Raw genomic sequence first — 24,913 nt, forward strand, 5'->3', positions numbered from 1 at the left:
GGTCAGGCGGGACGTCGGCGCGGGCTCAGGCGTCCTGGCCGGCGGCGCGCAGCCGGGACTGGGCGCGCTTGGCGGCGGCGAGGGCCTCCGGGTCGTCTCCCGCGTCCTCGGCGCGGCGCAGCGCCTCGCGCGCCCGCTCGACGTCGATCTCGGAGGAGATCTCGGCGGTCTCGGCGAGGATCGAGACACCGCGGTCGGTGACCGAGAGGAACCCACCGTGCGCGGCGACGACCATGTCCTCGCCCTCGGTGGTGCGGACGGTCACGACGCCACCGTCGGCGAGCTGGCCCAGCAGCGGCGCGTGCCCGGGCAGGACGCCGAGCTCACCCTCGGTCGTGCGGGCGACGACCATGCTGGCCTCGCCGGACCAGATCATCCGCTCGACGGCCACCAACTCGACATGCAGGGTCGCCACAACACTCCTCGGGTCCATCCACCGACGTGGGGACGCCGCGCCCGGGAGGGACACGGCGACGGGTCGGGCCCCACTCTATCGGCCGCGTCCGCACAGCCCCGCAGGCCCCGGCCCCGCCCGGGCCGGCTCCGTGCAGAGGCTCACCGCCGGCCCTGTCCAGGGCACACTCAAGCGGAGCGAGGGGTGGAGAGGACGGCGGCCCCGTCCAGGGGCCCGCCCCTGAGCATGCGAAGGTGGGGAGGACGGGGTCCTCCTTCAGGCGCAGCGGCGGTACAGCAGGGTCCAGCGGCCCACGCGCACCCACGGCCGGCGCACGGTCGAGGCCGGCGCCCAGTCGTCGGTGTGGAAGTGGCGGCCGTCGACGTAGGGCACCGCGGCCGACGGAGGCCAGCTCCAGTCGGCTCCGTCCGCCCTGATCCCGGTGATGCCGTCCACGTCGTCTCTCCCGGTCGTCGCCCAGCTGTTCCGGGCGTCCCCGTCAAGATCGGCTGCTGTCGGGGTGCCCTTGAGGCGACCCGTGCCACACGCTGCCCGCCACGCGGCGCCTCGGCGGCGGGCTACCCGCGCACCGGGCCCCACACACGAGGACGGCCGGTTCCCCCGTGGGGGAACCGGCCGTCGACGGGGCCCTTCGTCAGGAACGCTTGAGCTTGTCGGCGTTGCGCTCGAGGTCCTCGAGACCACCGCACATGAAGAACGCCTGCTCGGGCACGTTGTCGTACTCGCCGTCGGTGATCGCCTTGAACGCCTGCAGCGTCTCCGCCACCGGCACGAACGAGCCGGGCTGGCCGGTGAAGGCCTCGGCGACGAACATGTTCTGCGAGAGGAAGCGCTCGACGCGCCGGGCCCGGTTGACCGTGACCTTGTCCTCCTCGGAGAGCTCGTCGATGCCGAGGATGGCGATGATGTCCTGCAGCTCCTGGTAGCGCTGCAGCACCTGCTTCACCGTCTGGGCGATCGCGTAGTGCTCCTGCCCGACGTACTGCGGGTCGAGGATCCGGCTGGTGGAGTCCAGCGGGTCCACGGCCGGGTAGATGCCCTTCTCCGAGATCGGCCGGCTGAGCACCGTCGTCGCGTCGAGGTGGGCGAAGGTGGTGTGCGGCGCCGGGTCGGTGATGTCGTCGGCGGGCACGTAGATCGCCTGCAGCGAGGTGATCGAGTGACCCCGCGTCGAGGTGATCCGCTCCTGCAGCTCGCCCATCTCGTCGGCGAGGGTGGGCTGGTAGCCCACGGCCGACGGCATGCGGCCCAGCAGCGTGGACACCTCGGACCCGGCCTGGGTGAACCGGAAGATGTTGTCGATGAAGAGCAGCACGTCCTGGTTCTGCTCGTCGCGGAAGTACTCCGCCATCGTCAGCGCCGACAGCGCGACCCGCAGCCGGGTGCCCGGCGGCTCGTCCATCTGCCCGAACACCAGCGCGGTGGACTCGATGACGCCGGACTCGGTCATCTCGGTGATGAGGTCGTTGCCCTCACGGGTGCGCTCGCCGACGCCGGCGAACACCGAGACGCCACCGAACTCCTGGGCGACGCGGCGGATCATCTCCTGGATGAGCACCGTCTTGCCCACGCCGGCGCCGCCGAACAGGCCGATCTTCCCGCCGGCCACGTAGGGGGTCAGCAGGTCGATGACCTTGATGCCGGTCTCCAGCATCTCGGTGCGGCCCTCGAGCTGGTCGAACCGAGGCGCGTGCCGGTGGATCGTCCAGCGAGGGGCGTCCAGGCCGTAGCCGGGGGTGTCCAGGCACTGACCGAGGGCGTTCCACACGTGACCGGTGGTGACGTCACCGACGGGCACGGAGATCGCCGAGCCGGTGTCCCGGACGTCGGCGCCGCGGACCAGACCGTCGGTCGGCTGCATCGAGATGGTGCGGACCACGTTGTCACCCAGGTGCTGGGCGACCTCGAGGGTCAGCGTCTTGCCCAGGTCGGCGAGGGTGACCTCCACCTCCAGGGCGTTGAACAGGTCGGGCATCGCGTCGCGCGGGAACTCGACGTCGACGACCGGCCCGGTGACCCGGACGACGCGGCCGGTCGTCTGGGTGGTCGGACGGTCCTCGGTGACGGTCATCTGTACTGCTCTCCTGCCCTCGGCCTTGCGTGGATCCGCGTCTTCGTTGTCCCCGCCGCGTCGGCGGTCGGGGGTGGGGTCAGTCGTCGGCGCCGGCCGACACGAGCGCGTCGGCGCCGCCGACGATCTCGCTGATCTCCTGGGTGATCTCGGCCTGGCGGGCCTGGTTCGCCTGCCGGGAGAGGTTCTTCGCCAGCTCCTCGGCGTTGTCCGAGGCCGACTTCATGGCCCGCCGCCGGGACGCCGACTCCGACGCCGCCGACTCGAGCATCGCCGCGAAGATCCGCGTCGTGACGTACTTCGGCAGCAGCGCGTCGAGCAGCGCGTCGGGCGAGGGCTCGAACTCGTAGGAGGTGGGCACCCCGGAGTCCCCGGTGCCGGCACCCGCGCCGGTCTCCCGGTCCTCCCGCTCGTAGTCGAACTCCTCGACCTCCTCGACCTCCAGCGGGGCCATCCGCTTGGCGACCGGGATCTGCGCGAGCAGCGAGCGGAACTCGGTGAAGACGATGTGCAGCTCGTCCACCCCGAGGATGCCGTCGGCGCCGGCGCCGCCCTCGTCGTCGTCCTCACCTGCGGTGAAGGCGGCGATGAGCTGCTCCCCCACGCGCTGGGCGTCGGGGTAGCTCGGCTGTTCGGAGAAACCCGTGAAGGTCTCCGCGACCGCGCGGTTGCGGAAGGAGTAGTAGGTCTCCCCCTTCCGGCCCACCACGTAGAGCACCGGGTCCTTGCCCTCCTGGCGGAGCAGCGAGAGCAGCTCCTCGGTGCGTCGCAGCACGTTGACGTTGTAGGAGCCGGCGAACCCGCGGTCGGACGTGATGACGAGCACCGCCGCCCGGCGCGCGTCCTGCCGCTCGGTCAGCAGCGGGTGGTCCAGGGACGCCGACGACGCCAGGGCCGACAGCACCCGGGTGATCTCCCGGGCGTAGGGCTTGGAGGCCTCCACCCGGGCCTGGGCACGCACGATGCGGGCACCGGCGATCAGCTCCTGGGCCGAGAAGATCTTCTTCGTCGACTTCGTGGAGCGGATGCGGCGCCGCAGCGCGCGGAGGTTGCTGGCCACGGTCAGGCGCTCCGCTTGACCTGGACGCGCTCCTGGCCGCGCTCGGACGCGTCCATCGCCTCGGCCTCGTCCTCGTGGACCCGCAGCGTCTCGCCGTCGGCGGTCTGGAACTGGCCGTAGAAGTCCTCGACCGCCCGCTCCAGGCCGGAGACCGCGTCGTCGCCGAGGGCCTTGGTCTGCCGGATCCCGTCGTAGACGCCGCCGTGGTTGCGGGCGACGAAGTCGAGGAACTCGCGCTCGAAGCGGCGGACCTCGGGCACCGGCACCTTGTCCAGCTTGCCGGTGGTGCCCAGCCAGATCGATACGACCTCGCGCTCCACCGGGTAGGGCTGGTACTGCCCCTGCTTGAGCAGCTCCACCAGGCGCTGGCCGCGCTCCAGCGTGGCGCGGCTGGACGCGTCGAGGTCGGAGGAGAACGAGGCGAAGGCCTCCAGCTCCCGGTACTGCGCCAGGTCCAGCCGCAGCCGGCCGGCGACGGACTTCATCGCCTTGATTTGCGCCGAGCCGCCGACGCGGGAGACCGAGATGCCGACGTTGATCGCCGGGCGGACACCGGAGTTGAACAGACCGGTCTCGAGGAAGATCTGCCCGTCGGTGATCGAGATGACGTTGGTCGGGATGTAGGCCGACACGTCGTTGCCCTTGGTCTCGACCAGCGGCAGGCCGGTCATCGAACCGGCGCCCAGGTCGTCGGAGAGCTTCGCGCAGCGCTCGAGCAGCCGGGAGTGGAGGTAGAAGACGTCGCCGGGGTAGGCCTCGCGGCCCGGCGGCCGGCGCAGCAGCAGGGACACCGCGCGGTAGGCCTCGGCCTGCTTGGACAGGTCGTCGAAGACGATCAGGACGTGCTTGCCCTCGTACATCCAGTGCTGGCCGATGGCCGAGCCGGTGTAGGGGGCGATGTACTTGAAGCCCGCGGCCTCCGAGGCGGGGGCGGCGACGATCGTCGTGTACTCCATCGCGCCGGCCTCCTCGAGGGAGGCGCGGATGGCCGCGATCGTCGAGCCCTTCTGGCCGACGGCGACGTAGATGCAGCGCACCTGCTGGCTCGGGTCACCGGTGGCCCAGGCCTGCTTCTGGTTGATGATCGTGTCGGTGACGATCGCGGTCTTGCCGGTCTGCCGGTCACCGATCACCAGCTGGCGCTGGCCACGGCCGATCGGCGTCATCGCGTCGATCGCCTTGATGCCGGTCTGCATCGGCTCGTGCACCGACTGGCGCTGGACCACGGTGGGGGCCTGCAGCTCCAGGGCCCGGCGGCCGGTGGTGGTGATCGGGCCGGCCCCGTCGATCGGGTTGCCCAGCGGGTCGACCACGCGGCCGAGGTAGCCGTCGCCGACCGGCACCGAGAGGACCTCGCCGGTGCGGCGGACCTGCTGGCCCTCCTCGATGCCGGAGTAGTCGCCGAGGACGACGACGCCGACCTCGCGGACGTCGAGGTTCAGCGCCAGGCCACGGACACCGCTCTCGAACTCGAGCAGCTCGTTGGTCATGACCGACGGCAGACCCTCGACACGGGCGATGCCGTCACCGGCCTCGGTGACGATCCCGACCTCTTCCCGCGACACGTCGGGCGAGTACTCGGTGACGTAGTTCTGGATGGCACTGCGGATCTCGTCGGCGGAGATCGTCAGCTCGGCCATGGCGTGGTGTCCTCTTCCCTGCTGGGTGGTGTGCGAGTGGGGGCCGGGTCGCGGGTCAGCCGACGAGCCGTCGGCCGGCGACCTCGAGGCGGTGCGCGACGCTGCCGTCGATGACCTCGTCACCGACGCGGATGACCAGACCACCGAGCACGCCTGGGTCGACGATCACCTGCAGGCCGATGGACCGGTTGTAGAGGCGGCTGAGGAGCTCGGTGAGCCGGCGCTCCTGCGCCGCGGTCAGCGCCACGGCGGTGGTCACGCGCGCCACCGACTGGCCGCGGCGGGTCGAGGCCGCCTCGGACAGCCGCTCGACGACGTTCTCGGCGTTGCCGACGGCCCGCCCGGTGAGGTGGTTGCGCACCAGCATCGCGGTGATCGGGCTGACCCGGCCGGCGACCAGCCGGTCCAGGAGCGCCGCCTTGCCGGCCGCCGGGGCGGTGCGGTCGCTGAGGATCCGGGACAGTTCCGCATCCCCGCCGACGATACGCCCGAACCGGAACAGCTGGTCCTCGACGTCGTCCAGCTCGCCCTGGGCCTCCGCGGCGTCCAGGGCGGCGTCCGTGGCCAGCGCCTCGGTCGCCTCCACCAGGTCCAGCGGCCGCGACCAGCGCTGCCGGGCCGCGGTCTCGACCAGGTCGAGGGTGGTCTCGGAGACCCGGCCGGACAGCAGCCGCCGGGCGACACCGGCCCGGTCGGCCGGGGAGCCGGACGGGTCCGACAGCGCCCGGCGCAGCGAGACCTGGCCGTCCAGGAGGCGGGCGACGGAGAACAGCTCCTCGGCGAGGCCGAGGAGCTCCTCGCTGCTCACCGCGCGCTCCTGCCCGGTCAGGACGTCGCGCGCCCGCTCCAGCAGTCCGGACGCCGGCCGGGTGAGCTCGGCGAGGCGCTGACGCACCTCGGCGAGCGCCCCGCGGCTGGAGGCGTCCATCAGCGGTCGCCCTGCACGTAGACCGAGCTCCCGGTGGCGCCGCCCCGGCCGTCGGGCGAGACACCGGCCATGCCGTCGAGCTGGTCGAGGAACCGGTCGACGGTGCCGCTGCGGCGCGCCTGGTCCTCGAGGGACTCCCCGACCACGCGGCCGGCCAGCTCGACCGCCAGCTGCCCGATCTGGCCGCGCAGCTCGTTGACGACCTGCTGGCGCGAGGTGGCCAGCTGCTCCTCGCCGCGGGCGACGATCCGCGCGGACTCCTGCTGGGCCTGGACCCGCAGCTCCTCGAGGATCTGCTGGCCCTCGGCCCGGGCCTGGTCGCGGATCTGCGCGGCCTCGGTGCGCGCCTCGGCCAGCTGCGCCTGGTACCGCTCGAGAGCGGCCTTGGCCTCGGCCTGCATCGTCTCGGCCCGCTCGATGCCGCCCTCGATCGCCTCGCGGCGGGCCCGGAAGACCTGCTCGAAGCGCGGCCAGACGAACTTGCCCAGGACGAAGAAGGCGATCGCGAAGGTGATCGTCCCGATGATGATCTCGCCGACCGGCGGGAGGAGCGGGTTGGCGCTCTCCGCAGCCAGGATGCTCATGCTCTACACGTCCCTACGTCAGAGTGACCTGCTGGGGGCACAGATCAGCCTGCGTCGAACCCGAAGATGAAGGGGACGACCAGGCCGATGAGGGCCAGCGCCTCGGAGAGCGCGGCACCGAGGAAGGCGTAGGTCCGGGTCAGACCGGCCGATTCGGGCTGCCTGGCGGTCGCCTGGATGTAGGCGGCCCAGACGATGCCGACGCCGATGCCCGGGCCGATCGCGGCGAGGCCGTAGCCGACCGAGCCGATGCTGCCGACGAGCTCTGCCATGACGTCCATGCGGGGGTGTTCCTCCTGTGTCGGTCGCCCGGGGTGGTCCCGAGCGGCTGGCTGGGGGTGGTGCAGGGTGTAGCGGTCAGTGGGCCGGCTCGACGGCGCCGTTGAGGTAGGTCGCCGTCAGCACGGTGAAGACGTAGGCCTGCAGCACGATGACCAGCAGCTCGAAGAACGTCATGAGCAGCGCCATGGTGAACGAGGCCACGCCGAAGAGCGGGAAGATGCCGCCCGCCGTGAGCAGGTAGACCGCCCCGAGCGAGAAGACCACCAGCAGCATGTGGCCGGCGAACAGGTTGGCGAAGAGCCGGACGGCCAGGGTGAACGGCCGGATCACGAAGACCTGGAGCAGCTCGATCGGCGTGACCAGGATCAGCGCCGCGGCCGGGACACCGGGGGGGATGGCGGCGTCCTTGAAGTACCGCGCCGCGCCCTGCTCCTTGATGCCGATGTAGTTGTAGAGCACCCAGACGATCACCGCGAGGACCAGCGGGATCGCGAACTTGGAGTTGGGTGAGATCTGCGCCAACGGGACGATGCTCATGAAGTTGTTCGCGAGGATGAAGAAGAACAGCGAGGCCAGGAAGGGTGCGAACGGCAGGCCCTTGGGGCCGATGACGTCGCGGGCCATGCCGTCGCGCACCAGGGAGTAACCGCTCTCCCCGATGTACTGCAACTTCCCCGGCACGACCGAGGCCTTGCGGGCGGCCAGCACCAGCAGCGTGAGGATCGCGGCGGTGGCGATCCACATGATGATCGTGATCCGGGTGATCTCGAAGTCGACGCCCAGGACCGAGAACTCGGCCACCGCCGGCGGGTAGAACTCGGCGATCGTCGGGGACTCGAAGCCACCCTCGCCGCCACCTTCGGCGGCGAGCACGTCGGCGAGCGCGTGGGCGCTGGAGGTCACCGTTGTCCCTTCTGCGTCCTGGTCGGGCTGCGGCGCCCGCCCCGGGTGGATCCGGTGCGTCCGGGCCCCTCGGTCGGGGGCAGGACGCCGTACTTGACGACCACCAGGTAGATGGCCACCGTCAGGCCGAGGAGCACGCCGATGAGCGCGACGAAGCGCGTGCCCCACCAGCGGTCGAGCAGCAGCCCGACCCCGCCCCACACGACGATCCCCGAGAGCATGGTCCCGGTGATCCCCCAGCCGATGTCGGACCCACTGGGCTGACGTGCGGCAGGTGGTGCAGGTCGAGGTCGAGAACCCCCGCTCGCGGAGCTGTCCTCGGCCATCGGCCGGGACACTATCAGCCGCGTGTCGCGGGGGTTTCCGGCGGCGGCGGGGTTCCCCCGGCCGAGGGCGGGGCGGGCGGCGGCACGTAGTAGAGCCGGCGGGTCCACACCCACCGCTGCTGGACGACGCTCCAGACCAGAGCCCCCGCGACCACCGTCCAGGCCAGCGCGCGCCGGTCGACCCAGCCCTCGGCCGGCAGGGACTGCAGGACCGCGGCCAGGACGAGGATCTTCACGAAGAAGGAGCCGAGCGCCGCCGGCAACGTGAACGCGTCGCCGTGCTTGCCCGCCCAGGCGATCACCAGGCCGGACAGCGCGAAGAAGAAGGTGACGACAGCGGCGCCGAGGAGCACCGCCACGGCGGCGTCCCAGCCCGCGAGCAGCCCGGCGACCGGCGCCGCCACGGCGGTGAGCGCCGCGGTCACCGCCGTCCCCACGCGGAGGAAGGACAGGTCCCAGGGGGCCTGCGGCTCGGCACCGGCGGTGGTCAACGGACTCCCTGCGGGGACGGGTCCGCGGCCGGGTCGGAGGACCGGCCGGGGACGGCGGGCTCGACCGCGCGGAGAGCACGCGCCGTCGGGTGGTCGGCGCGGCTGCGCCGTCGTTGCGCGGCCAGCTCGGCGGCGCGGGCCTCCCGGGCCGTGCGGCGGGTCCGCGGGCTGAGGACGACGACCACGCCGAGGACGACCAGGACCGCGACGCCGGCGAGCAGCTCCACCTTGCCGCCGGTGATCGACAGCCCGACCGCGCCGAAGGAGAGCAGCGCGGCCCAGAAGTACATGACCAGCACCGCGCGCCGGTGCGAGTGGCCGATGGCGAGCAGCCGGTGGTGCAGGTGCATCTTGTCCGGTGCGAACGGCGAGCGTCCGCGCAGGCTGCGCCGGACGACGGCCATCACCAGGTCGATGAACGGGATCGACAGCACCGCGATCGGCACCAGGAGCGGCAGGGCCAGCGGCAGCAGGTTGGCGGCGGAGTCGAAGGACTGCGGGTCGGCCTGCCCGGTGGCCGAGACCGCCGCGGCCGAGAGCATGAGGCCGACGAGCATCGAGCCGGAGTCGCCCATGAAGATGCGGGCCGGGCTGAAGTTGTGCGGCAGGAAGCCGAGGCAGGCACCGGCGAGCACGGCGGTGATCAGCGTGGGGGCGCTGGCGACGTCGTCGTAGCCGGCGGCGCCGAGACCGTAGCTGTAGGCGAAGAAGGCCAGCGCGGCGATGGCGGAGACCCCGGCGGCCAGGCCGTCGAGGCCGTCGATGAAGTTCACCGCGTTGACCGTGAGGACGGTCAGCAGCAGCGTGAGCGGGACGCCGATGTCGGGCCCGAGCGAGAGCGTCCCGATGTCGGCGACCGGGAGGAAGACGTAGAGCAGCTGGACGCCGATGAGCACCATGACCCCGGCGGCGGCGATCTGGCCGGTCAGCTTGGTTAGGGCGTCGAGACCCCACTTGTCGTCGAGCACGCCCAGTGCGCAGATCAGCCCCCCGGCGATGAGGACGGCGGCGGTCTGCGAGTCCTCGAAGGTCCGCTGCAGCGCCGGCAGCCGGGAGGCCACCAGGACCGCCGCGGCGACGCCGAGGTACATGGCCACGCCGCCACCGCGCGGGGTCGGGATGACGTGCACGTCGCGTTCCCGGGGAGTGGCCATCATCCGCAGCCGGATCGCCACCATCCGCACCACCGGTGTGGTCAGGAAGGTGACCAGGCCGGCGGTGAGCAGGACGACGACGTACTCGCGCATGGCTCAGGCAGGGCCGGAGGCGGTGCCCCAGGAGGGGGTGCTCATCGCGGTGGATCTCCCGGGGATCGACGACGGACAGTGGTCTCACGGTATCGCCAAGTCGGCTCCGGGTCCGCGACGAGTGGGGGCCCGGAGGGTTCCCCGAGGAGCGGACGGTGCGGCTCCCCGGCCCCGTCCCGGGGCCGGTGACGTACTGGAACGGCCGCCCTCCAGGGTCCCGCGCCGAGCGTGCGAGGCGTGGGGGGAAGGGTGGTCCTTCGTCAGTCGACGATCTCGGGGACGACCTCGCGCAGGGCGTCCACCGGCACCGCGCCCACCCGCAGCACCCGCGGGGCGGGCACCGTGCAGTCGACGATCGTGCTGGCCGCGGAGGCGTCGCGCGGTCCGTCGTCCAGCGCGACCGCGGCCTGGGAGCCGAGCTGGGCGACCGCCTCGTCGGCGGTGGTGGCGGCCGGCCGACCGGACCGGTTGGCGCTGGAGACCGCCAGCGGGCCGGTGCGCCGCAGCAGGTCCCGGGCGACCTCGTCGTCGGGCAGCCGGACGGCGACGGTCCCCTGGGCGTCCCCCAGGTCCCAGGCCAGGGACGCCGCGTGCTCCAGCACCAGGGTGAGCCCGCCGGGCCAGAACGCCTCGGCCAGCCGCGTCGCGATCGGCGGGACGACGGTGACCAGCCCGACCAGGGTGGACGCCTCGCCGATCAGCACGGGCACGGGCATCGTCCGGCCCCGGTTCTTCGCGGCCAGCAGCGCGGCCACCGCCGGCGGGGTGAAGGCGTCGGCGGCGACGCCGTACACCGTGTCGGTCGGCAGCAGCACCAGCTCGCCGGCGGCGATCGCCGCGGCAGCGGCGTCGAGCCCGGCGGCGCGCGCGTCGGGGTCGGAGCAGTCGTAGAGGTCGGCCACGGACGGCGAGTCTGTCATCCCCCGGTCCGGGAGGCGGTCGTGTACCGGGGCCGGCCGGCCAGGTCGGGGTGGTCCTCGACGTCGGTCCAGCCACCCGAGGCCCGGACCAGCGCGGGCAGCGCACTCCCCTGCTGGTCGGCGTGCTCGATGGCCAGCCCCCCGCCCGGGCGCAGCAGCCGGGCCGCGGTGCGCAGCAGCCCGCGGACGACGTCCAGACCGTCCGGGCCGCCCCACAGGGCCAGCGGCGGGTCGTGGTCGGCGACCTCGCGCGGCACGGTGGCGCCGTCGGGCACGTAGGGCGGGTTGGAGACGACGAGGTCGACCCCGCCGTCGAGCTCCGGCAGCAGGCCCGGGTCGGTCATGTCGCCGGAGAGCACCTCGACCGGGGTGTCCCCGGCCGCGGCGCGGGTGGCGGCGTTGGCCTTCGTCCACTCGATCGCGGCGGGGTCGTGCTCGACGGCGGTGACCCGGGCACCGGGGTGCTCGTGCGCGAGGGACAGCGCGATGGCGCCCGAACCGCTGCCGAGGTCGACGACGACCGGCTCGGCCACGCCGGCCAGCCGGGCGAGCGCCCACTCGACGAGCTGCTCGGTCTCCGGCCGCGGCACGAACACGCCCGGGCCGACGGCGAGCTCCAGGTGGCGGAACGGCGCCCGGCCGGTCAGGTGCTGCAGCGGCACCCGGTCGGCGCGCTGCCCCACGAGGTCGGCGAACCGGGCGACCGCGCCGTCCGGCACCTCGCCGAGGGTCAGCAGGCCGGTGCGGGTCACGCCGAGCACGTGGGCGAGCAGCAGCTCGGCGTCCACCCGGGGGGAGGCGACGCCGGCGTCGGCGAGCCGCCGCGCTGCGTCGGTGACCAGGCTGCGCGGGTTCAGGAGCCGGCCGCCAGCAGCTCGGCGGTGTGCGCGCGGGTGAGCGCGTCGATGACCGGGTCGAGCTCACCGTCGAGCACCTGGTCGAGGTTGTGCGCCTTGAAGCCCACCCGGTGGTCGGAGATCCGGCTCTCCGGGAAGTTGTAGGTGCGCACCCGCTCGCTGCGGTCGACGGTGCGGACCTGGCTGCGGCGCTGGTCGCTGGCGACCGCGGCGGCCTCCTCGCGGGCGGCGGCCAGCAGCCGGGAGCGCAGCACGCGCAGCGCCGACTCGCGGTTCTGCAGCTGGCTCTTCTCGTTCTGCGAGCTGACCACGATGCCGGTCGGCAGGTGGGTGATCCGGACGGCGGAGTCGGTGGTGTTCACGCTCTGCCCGCCCGGCCCGCTGGACCGGAAGACGTCGATGCGCAGGTCGTTCGGGTCGACGGTGACGTCGACGTCCTCGGCCTCGGGCAGCACCAGGACGCCGACGGCGGAGGTGTGGATGCGGCCCTGCGACTCGGTGACCGGCACCCGCTGGACGCGGTGCACGCCGCCCTCGAACTTCAGCCGGGACCAGATGCCCTCGTCGCCGCGGGACTTCACCGCGATGGCGACGTCCTTGTAGCCGCCGAGCTCAGCGGGCACGGCGTCGAGCACCTCGGTGGCCCAGCCGCGCCGCTCGGCGTAGCGCAGGTACATCCGCAGCAGGTCGCCGGCGAACAGCGCCGACTCCGCGCCACCCTCCCCCGCCTTGATCTCGAGGATGACGTCCTTGTCGTCGTCGGGGTCCTCGGGCACCAGCAAGGAGCGCAGCCGGTCCTCCAGCTCGGGCACCCGCTCCTCGAGGGCGGCGGCCTCGGCGGCGAACGAGGCGTCCTCGGTGGCCAGCTCACGGGCGGTGTCGAGGTCCGCGCGGACGGCGTCCAGCGCGCGCTTGGTCTCCACCAGCGGGGCGAGCTGGGCGTAGCGGCGGCCCAGCCGGCGGGCGCGGCCGGTGTCGGCGTGGACGGCCGGGTCGGCGAGCTCGGTCTCCAGCGCCGCGTGCTCGGCCAGCAGCCCGCCCAGCCGGTCCGGTGCGGCGTCGGTGCTCATGCAGGGTCTCCGGGTGCAGGTGTTCGGGGTGCGGACACGACGACGGCGCCCGCCCCACGCGAGGTGGGACGGGCGCCGTCGGGGGGACTACTGGGTGGCGCCGGCGTTGCGCTTGCCGAACCGCTTCTCGAAGCGGGCGACGCGGCCGCCGGTGTCCAGGATCCGCTGCTTGCCCGTGTAGAAGGGGTGGCAGGCGGAGCAGGTCTCGACGGTCAGCGTGCCGCCGGGCGCCGTGCTGCGAGTGGTGAAGGTGTTCCCGCAACCACAGGTCACCGTGGTGGTGTGGTACTCGGGGTGGATACCGGGCTTCATGTCGCCTCTTCCGGGGTCTGTGTCGTTCAGGTGCTCGAACGCCGGCGGCCGGCCGGTCATTCCGGCCGCCAGCGGGGCTCGGTCGCTCAGTATTCCTGACGCTGGCGACGTGCTGGAACGGCCCTCCTGCAGGGTCCCGGCCCGAGCGGAGCGAGGGTCGGGGGGCAGGAGGGTCCTTCAGTCGTTGCCGGGGCCGAGCGTCGTCTTCTGGATCTGCATGAGGAACTCGACGTTGTTGCGGGTCTTCCGCAGCTTGTCGAGCAGCAGCTCCAGGGCCTGCTGGGGCTCGAGCGCGGCGAGCACCCGGCGCAGCTTGATGACGATGGCCAGCTCGTCGGGCGACATGAGGATCTCCTCCTTGCGCGTGCCCGACGCGTTGACGTCCACGGCCGGGAAGACCCGCTTGTCCGCCAGCCGGCGGTCGAGCTTGATCTCCGCGTTACCGGTGCCCTTGAACTCCTCGAAGATGACCGTGTCCATCGTGGACCCGGTCTCCACCAGCGCCGAGGCGATGATGGTCAGCGAGCCGCCGTTCTCGATGTTGCGGGCGGCGCCGAGGAAGCGCTTGGGCGGGTACAGCGCCGTGGAGTCGACACCACCGGACAGGATGCGCCCGCTGGCGGGGGCCGCCAGGTTGTAGGCGCGGCCCAGGCGGGTGATCGAGTCCAGCAGGACGACGACGTCGTGACCCATCTCGACCAGCCGCTTGGCCCGCTCGATGGAGAGCTCGGCGACGGTCGTGTGGTCCGACGGCGGCCGGTCGAAGGTCGAGGCGATGACCTCGCCCTTCACCGAGCGCTGCATGTCGGTGACCTCCTCGGGCCGCTCGTCGACGAGGACGACCATGAGGTGGCACTCGGGGTTGTTCGTCGTGATCGCGTTGGCGATCGACTGCAGCACCATCGTCTTGCCGGCCTTGGGCGGCGACACGATGAGGGCGCGCTGCCCCTTGCCGATCGGCATGACCAGGTCCATGACCCGGGTGGTCAGCTGGTGCGGCTCGGTCTCCAGCCGCAGGCGCTCCTGCGGGTAGAGCGGGGTCAGCTTGGTGAAGTCGGGCCGGTTCCGGGCCTGGTCGGGCTCGAGGCCGTTGACCGAGTCGAGCCGGACCAGCGCGTTGTACTTGTCCTTGCGCTCGCCCTCGCGGGGCTGACGGACGGCGCCGGTGATGGCGTCGCCGCGGCGCAGCCCGTGGCGGCGCACCTGGGACAGCGACACGTAGACGTCGTTCGGCCCGGTCAGGTACCCGGAGGTGCGGACGAACGCGTAGTTGTCCAGCACGTCGAGGATGCCGGCCACCGGCAGCAGGACGTCGTCCTCGCTGACGGTCGGCTCGCCCTGGTCGAAGCGCTCCCGGCCCCCGGCGTTGCTGCCGGTGCGGCGGTTGCGGTCGCGGTAGCGGCGACCCCGGCGGCCGCGGCCACCCTCGAAGTCGTCGTCGTCCTCGTCGGTGCGGGCCTCGGTGCCGCGGTCGTTGCGGTCGTTGCGGTTGTCCGACCGGTTGTCCGGCCGGCTGCCGCGCTCACCGCGGTCGGGACCGCGGTTGCCGTCCCGGTCGGTGCGGTTGCCGTCGCGGTTGCCCCGCTCGGCGCGGTCACCGCCGTCGCGGTTGCCCCGCTCGGCACGGTCCCCGCCGTCGCGGTCGGGACGGTTGCCCTCGCGCTCGGCGCGGTTGCCCTCGCGCTCGCCGCGGTTGCCGTCGCGCTCGGCGCGGTTGCGGCCACGGTTGCGCTGCGGCCGGTCACCGTCGGCACGCTCGTCGTCGGTCCGCTCGCCCTCGGTGCCGTCGTCGGTCCGCTCGCGGGCCGGGGTGGTGTCGGCGGCGGGGGCGTCGGCGCGCGGCACGGGCGCGGAGGTGGTCGCCTCACCGGCGGGGGCGGCCTCGACGGCCGGGCCGTCGGCGGACGGCGAGCCGGCCGGCCGGCTGGCCCCGCGGCGGCGCCGGGGGGTGGCGTCGCTCCCGGGTTCGGCCGGCGCGGTGACCGGCCCGCCGTTGGCGCCGCCGCTGACGGGCGCCTCGAGGGGGGCGGCCGTGGCGGCAGCCGGGCGCGGGGCCTCGGCCTCGCGGGCCGCCGGGATGGTGGCGGCGCCGTCCACCGGCTCGGCGGGGGTGTCACCGCCCACCTGGCGCGCGGAGATGGCGGCGACCAGGTCGCCCTTGCGCATCCGGCCGGTGCCGGAGATGCCGAGCTCGGCGGCCAGTCGCTGCAGCTCGGGCAGCAGCATGCCGGAGAGCCCGCTGCCGCGGCGACGGGTGCGCCCCGTCGTCCCAGAAGCGGCAGGTGCCTCGTCGTTCCCCGAGCTCTGCGGCGCGGTGACGAGGTCGGTGGTCTCGCTCACGTACAGGTCCTTCCCTGCGGAGACCTGCGCCTACCAGCGCAGGGGGTGACCCGGCTCCTCCCCGCCCCATCTTCGAGCGGACAGCGAGGGATGCGGGATCAATGGGTGCGGAGCGGTCCTGCGGCGACGGACATCAGATCGTCTGCAACGCCCCGCGCGAGGCTCGCCCGACTGGGCGGCTACCCCGTGAGCCTAGTGCTGGCCCACGGACACGACAACACCGATCGAGACCGGTGTGTTCCTCGTTATCGAGACGATACCTGCTGCACAGGGCGGTGCACACGGACACCCTGGACATCCACGCCCAGCGGCAGCACCGTCCACCCCTCAGGAGTGAGATCGGCCACCTCGCGCACCCGCACGGCGGCGTCCGGGGAGTCGTCGGGATGGCGGCGGGTCAGCACCAGCAGGCTCGGCCCCGCCCCGGAGACGACGGCGGCGTGCCCGGCGGCGCGCAGCCGCTCGAGCAACTGCGCCGAGTCCGGCATGGCCGCGGCGCGCTGCCGCTGGTGCAGCCGGTCCTCGGTGGCCTCGAACAGCAGCCCCGGCTCCCGGGTCAGCGCGTGCACCAGCAGCGCGGCCCGCCCGGCGTTGAAGGAGGCGTCGGCGTGCGGGACGGCGTCCGGCAGCAGGCCGCGCGCGACGTGCGTGGACAGCGTCGCGTCGGGGACCAGGACGACCGGGAGGACGTCGCCGTCGACCTCGAGGCTCTCCGCCGACGCGCCGGCGTCGGTGGTCCACGAGAGGGTCAGGCCGCCCAGCAGGCACGCGGCCACGTTGTCGGGGTGGCCCTCCATCGTCGTGGTCAGCCGGAGGACGGCGTCCAGGTCGATCGTCTCGACGTCCGGGCACAGCGCCCACGCGGCCATCACCCCGGCGACCACGGCGGCGGCCGACGAGCCCATCCCCCGCCCCTGCGGGATGGCGTTCTCGGCGACGACCCGCAGGCCCCCCGGCGTCCAGCCCAGCTGGTCGCAGGCCGCCCGGAAGGCGCGGACGACGAGGTGGTCCTCCCCGGTGGGCAGGCTGTGCGCGCCCTCCCCCGTCATCGCCACCTTCAGCCCGCTCGACGCGACGGTGACGTCGACGACGTCGTGGTGGGTCAGCGCGAGCCCTGCACAGTCGAAGGCGGGCCCGAGGTTGGCGCTGGTCGCGGGAACCCGCACTCGCACCACGTCGCCGTACGGGAGGCTCACAGGCCCAGCTTCGCGGCGGCGGTCGCGGCGTCGACCGGGACGGTCACCGGGGCCGGGGCGCCGGAGATCGCCCAGTCCGGGTCCTTGAGGCCGTTCCCGGTCACGGTGCACACGACCCGCTGCCCGGGCTCGAGCCCGCCGGCCTCGGCCACCTGGAGCAGCCCGGCGACCGACGCCGCGGACGCCGGCTCGACGAAGACGGCCTCGGTGCGGGCCAGCAGGCGGTAGGCGGCCAGGATCGCCCGGTCGGTGACGGCGTCGATCCGGCCGCCGGACTGGTCGCGCGCGGCCAGCGCCTTGGTCCAGGACGCCGGGTTGCCGATCCGGATCGCGGTGGCGATGGTCTGCGGCTGCTCGACGACGTGCCCGGTGACGATCGGGGCGGCACCGGCGGCCTGGAAACCCCACATCCGCGGCGTCCTCGTGGCGGTGCCGTCGGCGGCGTACTCCCGGTAGCCCTGCCAGTAGGCGGTGATGTTGCCGGCGTTGCCCACCGGCAGGCAGTGGACGTCCGGCGCGTCGCCGAGCACGTCGACGACCTCGAACGAGGCGGTCTTCTGCCCCTCGATCCGGTACTGGTTGACGCTGTTGACCAGGCTGACCGGGTAGTCGATGGCCAGCTTGCTGGCCAGCGCGAGGCAGTCGTCGAAGTTGCCCTCGACCTGCAGCAGCTTGGCGCCGTGCACCAGCGCCTGGGCCAGCTTGCCCAGCGCGATCTTGCCCGTGGGCACGAGGACGGCGCAGACCAGCCCGGCGCGGGCGGCGTAGGCGGCGGCGCTGGCGCTGGTGTTGCCGGTGGAGGCGCAGATGACGGCCTCCGCCCCCTCCTCCTTGGCCTTGGTGATGGCCATGGTCATCCCGCGGTCCTTGAAGGACCCGGTCGGGTTGGCGCCCTCGACCTTGAGCCACACCTCGCAGCCGGTGCGCCGGGACAGCTCCTCGGCCGGCACCAGCGGGGTCGCGCCCTCCTGCAGGGTGACCACGGGGGTGCTGTCGCTGACCGGCAGCCGCGAGCGGTAGGCCTCGATGAGCCCCGGCCAGAGCGGCGAGACGGTCCCCCGGAGGGGCAGCTGCGTCGTCATGACAGTCCTTCCACGCGCAGGATGCTGGTGACGGCGCGGACGGCGGGCATCTCCCGCAACGCGGTGACCGTGGACGACAGCGCCGCGTCGGGGGCGCTGTGGGTGACGATGACCAGCGTCGCGGCGTCCCCGTGCCCGTCCTGGCGGACGGTGGCGATGCTGACCCCGTGCCGGGCGAACTCCTGGGCCACCGTCGCGAGCACGCCGGGCTTGTCCGCGACGTCGAGGCTGACGTGGTACCGGGTGGGGGTCTCGGCGATCGGCCGCGCCGGGAGGCCCGCGTAGCTGGTGACGCCGGGGCCGGCGATGCCGGCGACCCGGTTGCGCGCGATGGCCACCAGGTCGCCCAGGACGGCGCTGGCGGTCGGCTGGCCACCGGCCCCCTGGCCGTAGAACATCAGCTGCCCTGCGGCCTCGGCCTCGACGAAGACCGCGTTGAACGCCCCGCCGACGGCGGCCAGCGGGTGCGTCGTGGGGATCATCGCCGGGTGCACGCGGACGGCGACGGAGTCGCCCTCACCGTCACCGTTGCCCGGCACCCGCTCGCAGATCGCCAGCAGCTTGACGGTGCAGCCGATCTCGGCCGCGCGCGCGACGTCGGTGGAGGTCACCGCGGAGATGCCCTCGCGGTAGACGTCGGCGGCGGTGACGGGGGTGTGGAACGCCAGCGAGGCGAGGATGGCGGCCTTGGCGGCGGCGTCGAAGCCGTCGACGTCGGCCGTGGGGTCGGCCTCGGCGTACCCCAGCTCGGTCGCCTCGGCCAGCGCCTCGGTGAAGCCGTGCCCGGTCTCGGCCATGCGGGACAGGATGTAGTTGGTCGTGCCGTTGACGATGCCGACCACGCGGCGCAGCTGGTCACCGGCCAGCGACTCGCGCAGCGGTCGCAGCAGCGGGATCGCACCGGCCACGGCGGCCTCGTAGTAGAGGTCCGCGCCGGCCTTGGCGGCGGCCGCGTGCAGCTCGCCGCCCTCGTCGGCCAGCAGCGCCTTGTTGGCGCTGACCACCGACTTGCCGGCCTCGAACGCGGCCAGCAGCAGCGAGCGCACCGGCTCGATGCCGCCGATCACCTCGACGACGAGGTCGACGTCGGGCCGGGTCACCAGCCCGAGCGCGTCGGTGGTGAGCAGGTGCGCCGGGACGTCGGGGTGCCGGTCGGGACGGCGGACCGCGACCCCGGCGACCTCCACCGGGCGCCCGATGCGGGCGGTGAGGTCGGCGGCCTGCTCGTCGAGCAGCCGCAGCACCGCGCTGCCGACGGTGCCGCAGCCGAGCAGCGCGACCTTCAGCGGCTGGGTCACAGTCCCTCCTCGCTGGCGATCGTCGGCCCTGTGCCGCCCGGCGCCGTGCTCACGCGTGCCCTCGCGAGCCCGGTCACGTGGTCACCCCCGCGGCGTGCTCCGGCGCGGGCTGGGACGGCGCGACGGCGGGCGCGGGGACGTCGGCGAGGACGGCGTCGAGGGCGAACACGTCCGCCAGTGTCTGACGCCGGACCACCTCGGTGGCAACGCCGTCCCGCACCGCGACCACCGGTGGCTTGAGCAGGTAGTTGTAGTTGCTCGCCATCGACCAGCAGTAGGCGCCGGTCGCCGCGACCGCGAGCAGGTCGCCGGGCTGCACGTCGGCCGGCAGCCACAGGTCCCGCACCAGCACGTCGCCGCTCTCGCAGTGCTTGCCCACGACCCGGCACAGCGCGGGCGGGGCGTCGGAGGTCCGGTTGGCCAGCACGCAGGTGTAGGAGGCGTCGTAGAGCGCGGTGCGGATGTTGTCGCTCATCCCGCCGTCGACCGACACGTAGTTGCGCACCTGCGGGGCACCCTGGCCGCCGCTGCCCAGGCGCACCGGCTTGATGGTGCCGATCTCGTACAGCGTCACCGTGCCGGGGCCGGCGATCGCCCGCCCCGGCTCGACGGCCAGCCGCGGCACCGGCAGGTCCAGCGCCGCGCACTCGGCGGCGACGACGGTGCGCAGCCGCCGGGCGACGTCGGCGGGGCCCACCGGGTCGTCGTCGGGCAGGTAGGCGATGCCGAAGCCGCCACCGAGGTTGAGCTCGCCCAGCACCTCGCCGGTGGCCTGCCGCACCTGGCCGAGCAGGCCGACGACGCGGTGCGCGGCGGCCTCGAACCCGGCGGTGTCGAAGATCTGCGAGCCGATGTGGCTGTGCAGCCCGGTCAGCCGCAGCGCCGGCTCGCGGATGACCCGCACCGCGGCGGTCAGCGCGTCCCCGGTGGCCAGCGAGAAGCCGAACTTCTGGTCCTCGTGCGCCGTGGCGATGAACTCGTGGGTGTGCGCCTCGATGCCGACCGTCGTCCGGATCAGCACCGGCACCGGCGCCCCGCCCGCGGCGACCCGGGCGGCGGCCAGCGGCACCAGCCGGTCGATCTCGTCGAAGGAGTCCAGGACGACGTGGCCGATGCCGGCGTCGACGGCCAGCTGCAGCTCGACGGGCGACTTGTTGTTGCCGTGCAGCGCGATCCGCGCGGCCGGGAACCCGGCGGCCAGGGCCAGCGCCAGCTCGTTGCCCGAGCAGGCGTCCAGGTGCAGGCCGTCCTCGGCGACCCAGCGGGCCACCTGTCCGCAGAGGAACGCCTTGGAGGCGTAGTGCACGTCGGCGTCGTCGAACGCGGCGGCGAAGTCGGCGGCCCGGCCGCGGAAGTCGCCCTCGTCGAGGACGAACAGCGGGGTGCCGTGCTCGCGGGCGAGCTCGGTCACCGGCCGGCCGCCCAGGTGCAGCTCGCCGTCGACCCGCTCGGCCGACCGCGGCCAGACCTGGGCGTCGAGCGCCCCCAGGTCGGCCGGCGGCAGCCCGACCGACGGCGGCGGGGTCATGCCCCCGTGCAGCGGGCCCGCCGGGTGCGCCCTCACATCCGCTCCGGGGCGCCGACGCCGAGCACGCCGAGGCCGTTGCGCAGCACGACGGCGGTCGCCGCGCACAGCCACAGCCGGGCGACGGTCAGGGCGGTGGCCTCCTCGTCGCCGCGCGGCAGCACCCGGCAGGCGTCGTAGAAGCGGTGGTAGGTGCCGGCCAGCTCCTCGAGGTAGCGGGCCACCCGGTGCGGGGCGCGCAGCTCCGCGGCCGAGGTGAGCACCCGCGGGAACTCCCCGAGCGCCCGCAGCAGCGCGTTCTCCCGCTCGTGGGTCAGCTGCCCGGCGTCGACGTCCCCCGGGGTGGGCGGGGTCAGGCTCGCGTCGATGCCCAGGTCGGCGGCGTTGCGCAGCACCGAGGAGATCCGGGCGTGCGCGTACTGGACGTAGAAGACCGGGTTGTCGTTGGACTGCCGGCTCCACAGGTCCGCGTCGATGTCGATCTGCTGGTCGACCGAGGCCCGCGCCAGGGCGTAGCGGGCCGCGTCGGTGCCGACCGCCTCGACCAGGTCGGTGAGCAGCACGAAGTTGCCCTTGCGCTTGCTCATCCGCACCGGCTCGCCGTCGCGCACCAGGTTGACCAGCTGACCGATGAGGATCTCGAGGTGGGTGTCGGGGTCGTCACCGGCCGCGGCGACCAGCGCCTTGTACCGGCCGACGTAGCCGGAGTGGTCGGCACCCAGCATGATCACGACCCGGTCGAAGCCGCGGGCCCGCTTGTCCAGGTAGTAGGCGCAGTCCGCGGCGAAGTAGGTCGGCTCGCCGTCGGCCTTCACCAGGACGCGGTCCTTGTCGTCGCCGAAGTCCGTCGTCCGCAGCCAGACCGCGTCGTCGGCCTCGAAGACGTGCCCCTGCTCCCGCAGCCGGGCCACCGCCTTCTCCAGGGCGCCCGAGGCGTGCAGCGTCCGCTCGGAGAAGAAGGTGTCGAAGTGGACGCCGAAACCCTCGAGCGTGGCCCGGATGTCGGCGACCATCGCCTCGACGCCGCGCTCGGCGAACACCGGCAGCTGCTCGTCCTCGGGTCGCTCGACGAGGCCGGGGTCGGCGGCGACCACCTGCCGGGCGACGGTCTCGACGTAGTCGCCCTGGTAGCCGTCCTCGGGCACGGGCCGGCCGAGCGCCGCGGCCTGCAGGCTGCGGCCGAACCGCTCGATCTGCGCGCCGGCGTCGTTGACGTAGTACTCGCGGTGGACGTCGGCGCCGCTGGCCTCCAGCAGCCGCCCCACCGCGTCGCCGACCGCGGCCCACCGGGTCGAGCCGAGCGTGACCGGTCCGGTGGGGTTGGCCGAGACGAACTCCAGGTTCAGCCGCTGGCCGGCGAGGGTGCCGGTGCGCCCGTAGGCGGGGCCGGCGGTGACCGCGTCCACCGCGATCCGGCCCAGCGCGCCCTGCGCGAGGGTGATGTTGAGGAAGCCGGGACCGGCGACGTCGACCGCCGCGATGCCGGGCCGGGCGCGCAGCTCCTCGGCCAGCGCCTCGGCGACCGCACGCGGCGGCCGGCCGGCGGGCTTGGCCAGGCGCAGCGCCACGTTGGTCGCGTAGTCCCCGTGCTCGGGGTTCTTGGGGCGCTCGACGACGACGTCGTCGGGCACCGGCACGGCCAGCACGCCACGCTCGACGGCGGCGGCCACGGCGGTCCGGACGACGTCGCGCAGCTGCTCGGGTGTCACCGCACGAGCGTACTGAGGCAGCCTCCTCCCCCCGGTGCGGGCTTCCTCACCCTCCGCCCCCCGCGCGCTCCCAGGGTCCGTCCAGGCCGCGCACCTAGACTCGGGGCCCGGGACGGCCCCGCGGGAACCCCGCGCGGCCCCGAGGACGAGCACCGAGGAGAGGCCTTGGCCAAGGACCGCACGCCCGAACCCGGCCGCCCGCGCGGCGGTGCCAGCCGGCCGGGCGCGGCAGGCGGCAAGGGTGGGCGCACCCGCCCGCCGGTCACCAACGTGGTCGCGCCGCAGCGGCCGTGGGGGCTGATCGCCGCCGCGGTCGTCGTGGTCGTGTTCGCCGCCGCGGTGATCGTCTACGCCGTCCGGCAGGTGGACCAGGCCGAGGCCGGCCGGGTCGACGCGGTCGAGGAGATCGAGGGCGTCCAGGTCTTCGAGTACGCCGCCGGCCAGCAGCACGTGACCACGCCGGTGACCTACGAGCAGTCCCCGCCGGTGGGCGGGCCGCACGACGGCGAGTGGGCCGACTGCACGGGCACCGTCTACGACGTGGCGCTCCGGGAGGAGAACGCCGTCCACAGCCTCGAGCACGGCGCGGTCTGGATCACCTACGACCCCGAGGTGGTCACCGGGGACGCGCTGGCCACGCTGACCGACCTCGCCGACGAGTCCGGCCGGATGGTCTCCCCCGCCCCGGGGCAGGACTCCCCCATCAGCCTGCAGTCCTGGAACCACCAGCTGAAGGTCGACTCCGCCGACGACCCGCGGATCGAGCAGTTCGCCGACTTCCTGACCTACAACCAGGCGTTCTACCCCGAGCCGGGCGCCAGCTGCGAGAACCCGGCGTTCATCGCCGACCCGCTCACGGTGGACGACGAGAGCCGCGGCGCCTCCGCCCCGGTGTCCGACGCCCCGACCATGCCGACGGCCGGGGCCGAGACCGGCGCGCCGTGACCCCCGCGCGCAGCCCCCTGCGGGCCGTCCTGCTGGCGGTCATCGCCGTCGGGCTGGTGCTGCTCGGCGGCGGCGCGGCGGTGGCCCTGGGGCTCGGCCGCGGCGAGCCGGACCCGGCCGCGGACTCCGTGGCCGCCGGGTTCTCCCGCGACATGTCCCGGCACCACCTGCAGGGCGTGGAGATGGCCAACCTCGCCCTGGAGCGCAGCACCGACCCGGAGGTCACCCAGCTGGCGTTCGACATCGCCGAGACCCAGCAGAACCAGGTCGGGCGGATGCAGGGCTGGCTGGCGCTGTGGGGGCTGCCGCCCACCGGCGGGGAGACCATGGCCTGGATGCCGGCCGGCGCGCACGCCGGGCACTCGGACGACGACGAGGGCGGTGCGCCGATGCCCGGCATGGCCACCGAGGCGGAGCTCGCGCAGCTGCGGTCGCTGTCGGGCGTCGAGTTCGACCGGGAGTTCCTGCGGCTCATGATCCGGCACCACCAGGGCGGCCGGGAGATGGCCGAGTACACCGCCGAACACGCGGCCGTCCCCGCCGTCGCGGGCCTGGCCGGCACGATCGCCGAGACGCAGTCGGCCGAGGTGACGACGATGGAGCGGATGCTCACCGCCCGCGGCGGCACCCCGCTCCCGGCGCCCTGACCACCGCCGTCCGCGCCCCGCGGGAGGGCTGGTAGGTTCTTCTGCGCCCCACCGCAGAGCCCCCGTAGCTCAGGGGATAGAGCACCGCCCTCCGGAGGCGGGTGCGCAGGTTCGAATCCTGCCGGGGGCACGCCAGCGACACCGAGAGGCCCCGCCGTCCACGGCGGGGCCTCTCGCGCGTCCGGGCAGGTCAGCTGGTGAGCATGCCGCCCTCGACCGGGAGCGTCGTCCCGCTGACGTAGCCGCCGGCGTCGCTGACCAGGAACACCAGCGCGGCGGCCAGCTCCATCGGGTCGCCGGCCCGCCCGACCAGCACACGGGCCATCTGCTGGTCGAGGTAGCCCTCGGGGTACTGGTCGGTCATCTCGGAGGCGAAGAAGCCCGGGGCCAGCGCGTTGACCCGGATGCCCTTGCGGCCGGTCCACTGCTGGGCCAGGTCGCGGGTCAGCCCGATCAGGCCGGCCTTGCTCGCCGCGTAGGCCGCCTGGGGCAGCCCGGCGGTGGTCAGCCCCAGGATGCTGGAGATGTTGACGATCGAGCTGCCCGGCTGCATGACCCGCGCGCAGGCCTGCGCCATCCAGTAGCAGCCGTTGAGGTTGACGTCGATGACCGAGCGGAACTGCTCCGGGGTCTCGCGGGTGGCCGGCACGGCGGTGCCGATGCCGGCGTTGTTCACCAGGACGTCGACCTTGCCGAACTCGGCCACGGTGGCGTCGACGAGGGCCTGGCAGTCCTCGGGCCGGGCGACGTCGGTGCGCACCGTGACCGCCCGCCGTCCGGCCGCCTCCACCGCCGCCCGCGTGTCGGCCAGCCGCTCCTCGCGGCGTGCGCCGAGCGCGACGTCGGCGCCGGCCTCGGCCAGCGCGCGGGCGAAGACCGCGCCGAGGCCGGAGGACGCCCCCGTCACGATCGCCACCCGGCCGTCGAGCCGGAACATGTCGAGGACCGTCCTGTCTGCCACGTGCACTCCTGTCGTCGTCGGTCGGCCCCGAGCCTGTCGCCCCGCACGCCGGCCCGCCACTCGCGACCCCCGTGCGCGTGTGGGGTAGACCACACGTCGGGCGG

The 24,913-nt window shown here is 73.8% G+C and carries 25 protein-coding genes and 1 tRNA gene; 3 read left to right on the forward strand and 23 right to left on the reverse strand.

Annotation, left to right across the window (positions count from 1 at the left end):
* Positions 1-25: 25 nt before the first annotated feature.
* The 22 genes from BLR12_RS15955 to argS form a co-directional block, all read right to left on the reverse strand.
* Positions 26-415 (reverse strand): F0F1 ATP synthase subunit epsilon, encoded by a 390-nt coding sequence (locus tag BLR12_RS15955; RefSeq protein ID WP_091380199.1) that lies wholly within the window; start codon positions 413-415, stop codon positions 26-28.
* A 255-nt stretch (positions 416-670) separates the two neighbouring features.
* Positions 671-850 (reverse strand): hypothetical protein, encoded by a 180-nt coding sequence (locus BLR12_RS15960; RefSeq protein WP_091380200.1) that lies wholly within the window; start codon positions 848-850, stop codon positions 671-673.
* Positions 851-1,049: 199 nt separating this feature from the next.
* Complete coding sequence (atpD, locus tag BLR12_RS15965) at positions 1,050-2,486, reverse strand: F0F1 ATP synthase subunit beta (protein WP_091380203.1); 1,437 nt, start codon at positions 2,484-2,486, stop codon at positions 1,050-1,052.
* 79 nt (positions 2,487-2,565) lie between these two features.
* Positions 2,566-3,546 carry a F0F1 ATP synthase subunit gamma gene (locus tag BLR12_RS15970; protein ID WP_091380204.1) on the reverse strand — a complete coding sequence of 327 codons (981 nt, stop codon included), beginning with the start codon at positions 3,544-3,546 and terminating at the stop codon, positions 2,566-2,568.
* A 2-nt stretch (positions 3,547-3,548) separates the two neighbouring features.
* A complete protein-coding gene (atpA, locus tag BLR12_RS15975) occupies positions 3,549-5,186 on the reverse strand; it encodes a F0F1 ATP synthase subunit alpha (RefSeq protein WP_091380207.1) in 1,638 nt (545 codons plus the stop codon).
* A 55-nt stretch (positions 5,187-5,241) separates the two neighbouring features.
* A complete protein-coding gene (locus BLR12_RS15980) occupies positions 5,242-6,114 on the reverse strand; it encodes a F0F1 ATP synthase subunit delta (RefSeq protein WP_091380210.1) in 873 nt (290 codons plus the stop codon).
* A complete protein-coding gene (locus BLR12_RS15985) occupies positions 6,114-6,698 on the reverse strand; it encodes a F0F1 ATP synthase subunit B (RefSeq protein WP_091380213.1) in 585 nt (194 codons plus the stop codon). The genes BLR12_RS15980 and BLR12_RS15985 overlap by 1 nt, the downstream gene beginning before the upstream one ends.
* 44 nt (positions 6,699-6,742) lie before the next feature.
* Positions 6,743-6,979, reverse strand: coding sequence for an ATP synthase F0 subunit C (atpE, locus tag BLR12_RS15990; protein WP_091380216.1), 237 nt, complete (start codon positions 6,977-6,979; stop codon positions 6,743-6,745).
* A 76-nt stretch (positions 6,980-7,055) separates the two neighbouring features.
* Positions 7,056-7,883 carry a F0F1 ATP synthase subunit A gene (atpB, locus tag BLR12_RS15995; protein WP_091380218.1) on the reverse strand — a complete coding sequence of 276 codons (828 nt, stop codon included), beginning with the start codon at positions 7,881-7,883 and terminating at the stop codon, positions 7,056-7,058.
* A complete protein-coding gene (locus BLR12_RS16000) occupies positions 7,880-8,104 on the reverse strand; it encodes an AtpZ/AtpI family protein (RefSeq protein ID WP_255363549.1) in 225 nt (74 codons plus the stop codon). Before BLR12_RS16000 ends, atpB begins: the two co-directional genes overlap by 4 nt.
* Before the next feature lie 119 nt (positions 8,105-8,223).
* Positions 8,224-8,700 carry a hypothetical protein gene (locus tag BLR12_RS16005; protein WP_091380221.1) on the reverse strand — a complete coding sequence of 159 codons (477 nt, stop codon included), beginning with the start codon at positions 8,698-8,700 and terminating at the stop codon, positions 8,224-8,226.
* Entirely contained in the window at positions 8,697-9,947 is a 1,251-nt protein-coding gene (locus BLR12_RS16010; protein ID WP_091380225.1) for a glycosyltransferase family 4 protein, read from the reverse strand. Before BLR12_RS16010 ends, BLR12_RS16005 begins: the two co-directional genes overlap by 4 nt.
* A 260-nt stretch (positions 9,948-10,207) precedes the next feature.
* A complete protein-coding gene (locus tag BLR12_RS16015; protein ID WP_091380228.1) occupies positions 10,208-10,867 on the reverse strand; it encodes an L-threonylcarbamoyladenylate synthase in 660 nt (219 codons plus the stop codon).
* Positions 10,864-11,724 (reverse strand): peptide chain release factor N(5)-glutamine methyltransferase, encoded by an 861-nt coding sequence (prmC, locus tag BLR12_RS16020; RefSeq protein ID WP_091380232.1) that lies wholly within the window; start codon positions 11,722-11,724, stop codon positions 10,864-10,866. The genes BLR12_RS16015 and prmC overlap by 4 nt, the downstream gene beginning before the upstream one ends.
* Complete coding sequence (gene prfA, locus BLR12_RS16025; RefSeq protein WP_091380235.1) at positions 11,721-12,794, reverse strand: peptide chain release factor 1; 1,074 nt, start codon at positions 12,792-12,794, stop codon at positions 11,721-11,723. The genes prmC and prfA overlap by 4 nt, the downstream gene beginning before the upstream one ends.
* Positions 12,795-12,881: 87 nt before the next feature.
* On the reverse strand, positions 12,882-13,106 hold the full coding sequence (gene rpmE, locus BLR12_RS16030) for a 50S ribosomal protein L31 (RefSeq protein ID WP_091380236.1): 225 nt from the start codon (positions 13,104-13,106) through the stop codon (positions 12,882-12,884).
* A gap of 177 nt (positions 13,107-13,283) precedes the next feature.
* On the reverse strand, positions 13,284-15,446 hold the full coding sequence (rho, locus tag BLR12_RS16035) for a transcription termination factor Rho (RefSeq protein WP_091380270.1): 2,163 nt from the start codon (positions 15,444-15,446) through the stop codon (positions 13,284-13,286).
* A 245-nt stretch (positions 15,447-15,691) separates the two neighbouring features.
* Complete coding sequence (gene thrB / locus BLR12_RS16040) at positions 15,692-16,642, reverse strand: homoserine kinase (RefSeq protein ID WP_091380272.1); 951 nt, start codon at positions 16,640-16,642, stop codon at positions 15,692-15,694.
* Positions 16,639-17,724, reverse strand: a complete 1,086-nt coding sequence (gene thrC, locus BLR12_RS16045; RefSeq protein WP_091380275.1) for a threonine synthase — start codon at positions 17,722-17,724, stop codon at positions 16,639-16,641. Before thrC ends, thrB begins: the two co-directional genes overlap by 4 nt.
* Positions 17,721-19,022 (reverse strand): homoserine dehydrogenase, encoded by a 1,302-nt coding sequence (locus BLR12_RS16050; RefSeq protein WP_091380277.1) that lies wholly within the window; start codon positions 19,020-19,022, stop codon positions 17,721-17,723. The genes thrC and BLR12_RS16050 overlap by 4 nt, the downstream gene beginning before the upstream one ends.
* A gap of 73 nt (positions 19,023-19,095) precedes the next feature.
* The gene (lysA, locus tag BLR12_RS16055; RefSeq protein WP_255363550.1) at positions 19,096-20,550 is read right to left on the reverse strand and encodes a diaminopimelate decarboxylase; all 1,455 of its coding nucleotides are present in this window, start codon (positions 20,548-20,550) and stop codon (positions 19,096-19,098) included.
* Positions 20,551-20,582: 32 nt separating this feature from the next.
* Complete coding sequence (gene argS, locus BLR12_RS16060) at positions 20,583-22,256, reverse strand: arginine--tRNA ligase (protein ID WP_091380283.1); 1,674 nt, start codon at positions 22,254-22,256, stop codon at positions 20,583-20,585.
* Between the two features lie 165 nt (positions 22,257-22,421).
* Between argS and BLR12_RS16065 the strand changes: the two genes are divergently transcribed.
* From BLR12_RS16065 to BLR12_RS16075, 3 genes are all read left to right on the forward strand, one after another.
* A complete protein-coding gene (locus tag BLR12_RS16065) occupies positions 22,422-23,201 on the forward strand; it encodes a DUF3105 domain-containing protein (protein WP_091380285.1) in 780 nt (259 codons plus the stop codon).
* Positions 23,198-23,848 carry a DUF305 domain-containing protein gene (locus tag BLR12_RS16070; RefSeq protein WP_091380288.1) on the forward strand — a complete coding sequence of 217 codons (651 nt, stop codon included), beginning with the start codon at positions 23,198-23,200 and terminating at the stop codon, positions 23,846-23,848. Before BLR12_RS16065 ends, BLR12_RS16070 begins: the two co-directional genes overlap by 4 nt.
* Positions 23,849-23,906: 58 nt before the next feature.
* Positions 23,907-23,978: transfer RNA gene (locus tag BLR12_RS16075), tRNA-Arg, on the forward strand.
* A gap of 60 nt (positions 23,979-24,038) precedes the next feature.
* Here BLR12_RS16075 and BLR12_RS16080 read toward each other — a convergent pair.
* Entirely contained in the window at positions 24,039-24,809 is a 771-nt protein-coding gene (locus tag BLR12_RS16080; protein WP_218120702.1) for an SDR family NAD(P)-dependent oxidoreductase, read from the reverse strand.
* Between the last annotated feature and the right edge of the window lie 104 nt (positions 24,810-24,913).

This window comes from Geodermatophilus sp. DSM 45219 (genome assembly GCF_900104025.1).
Classification (GTDB): domain Bacteria; phylum Actinomycetota; class Actinomycetes; order Mycobacteriales; family Geodermatophilaceae; genus Geodermatophilus.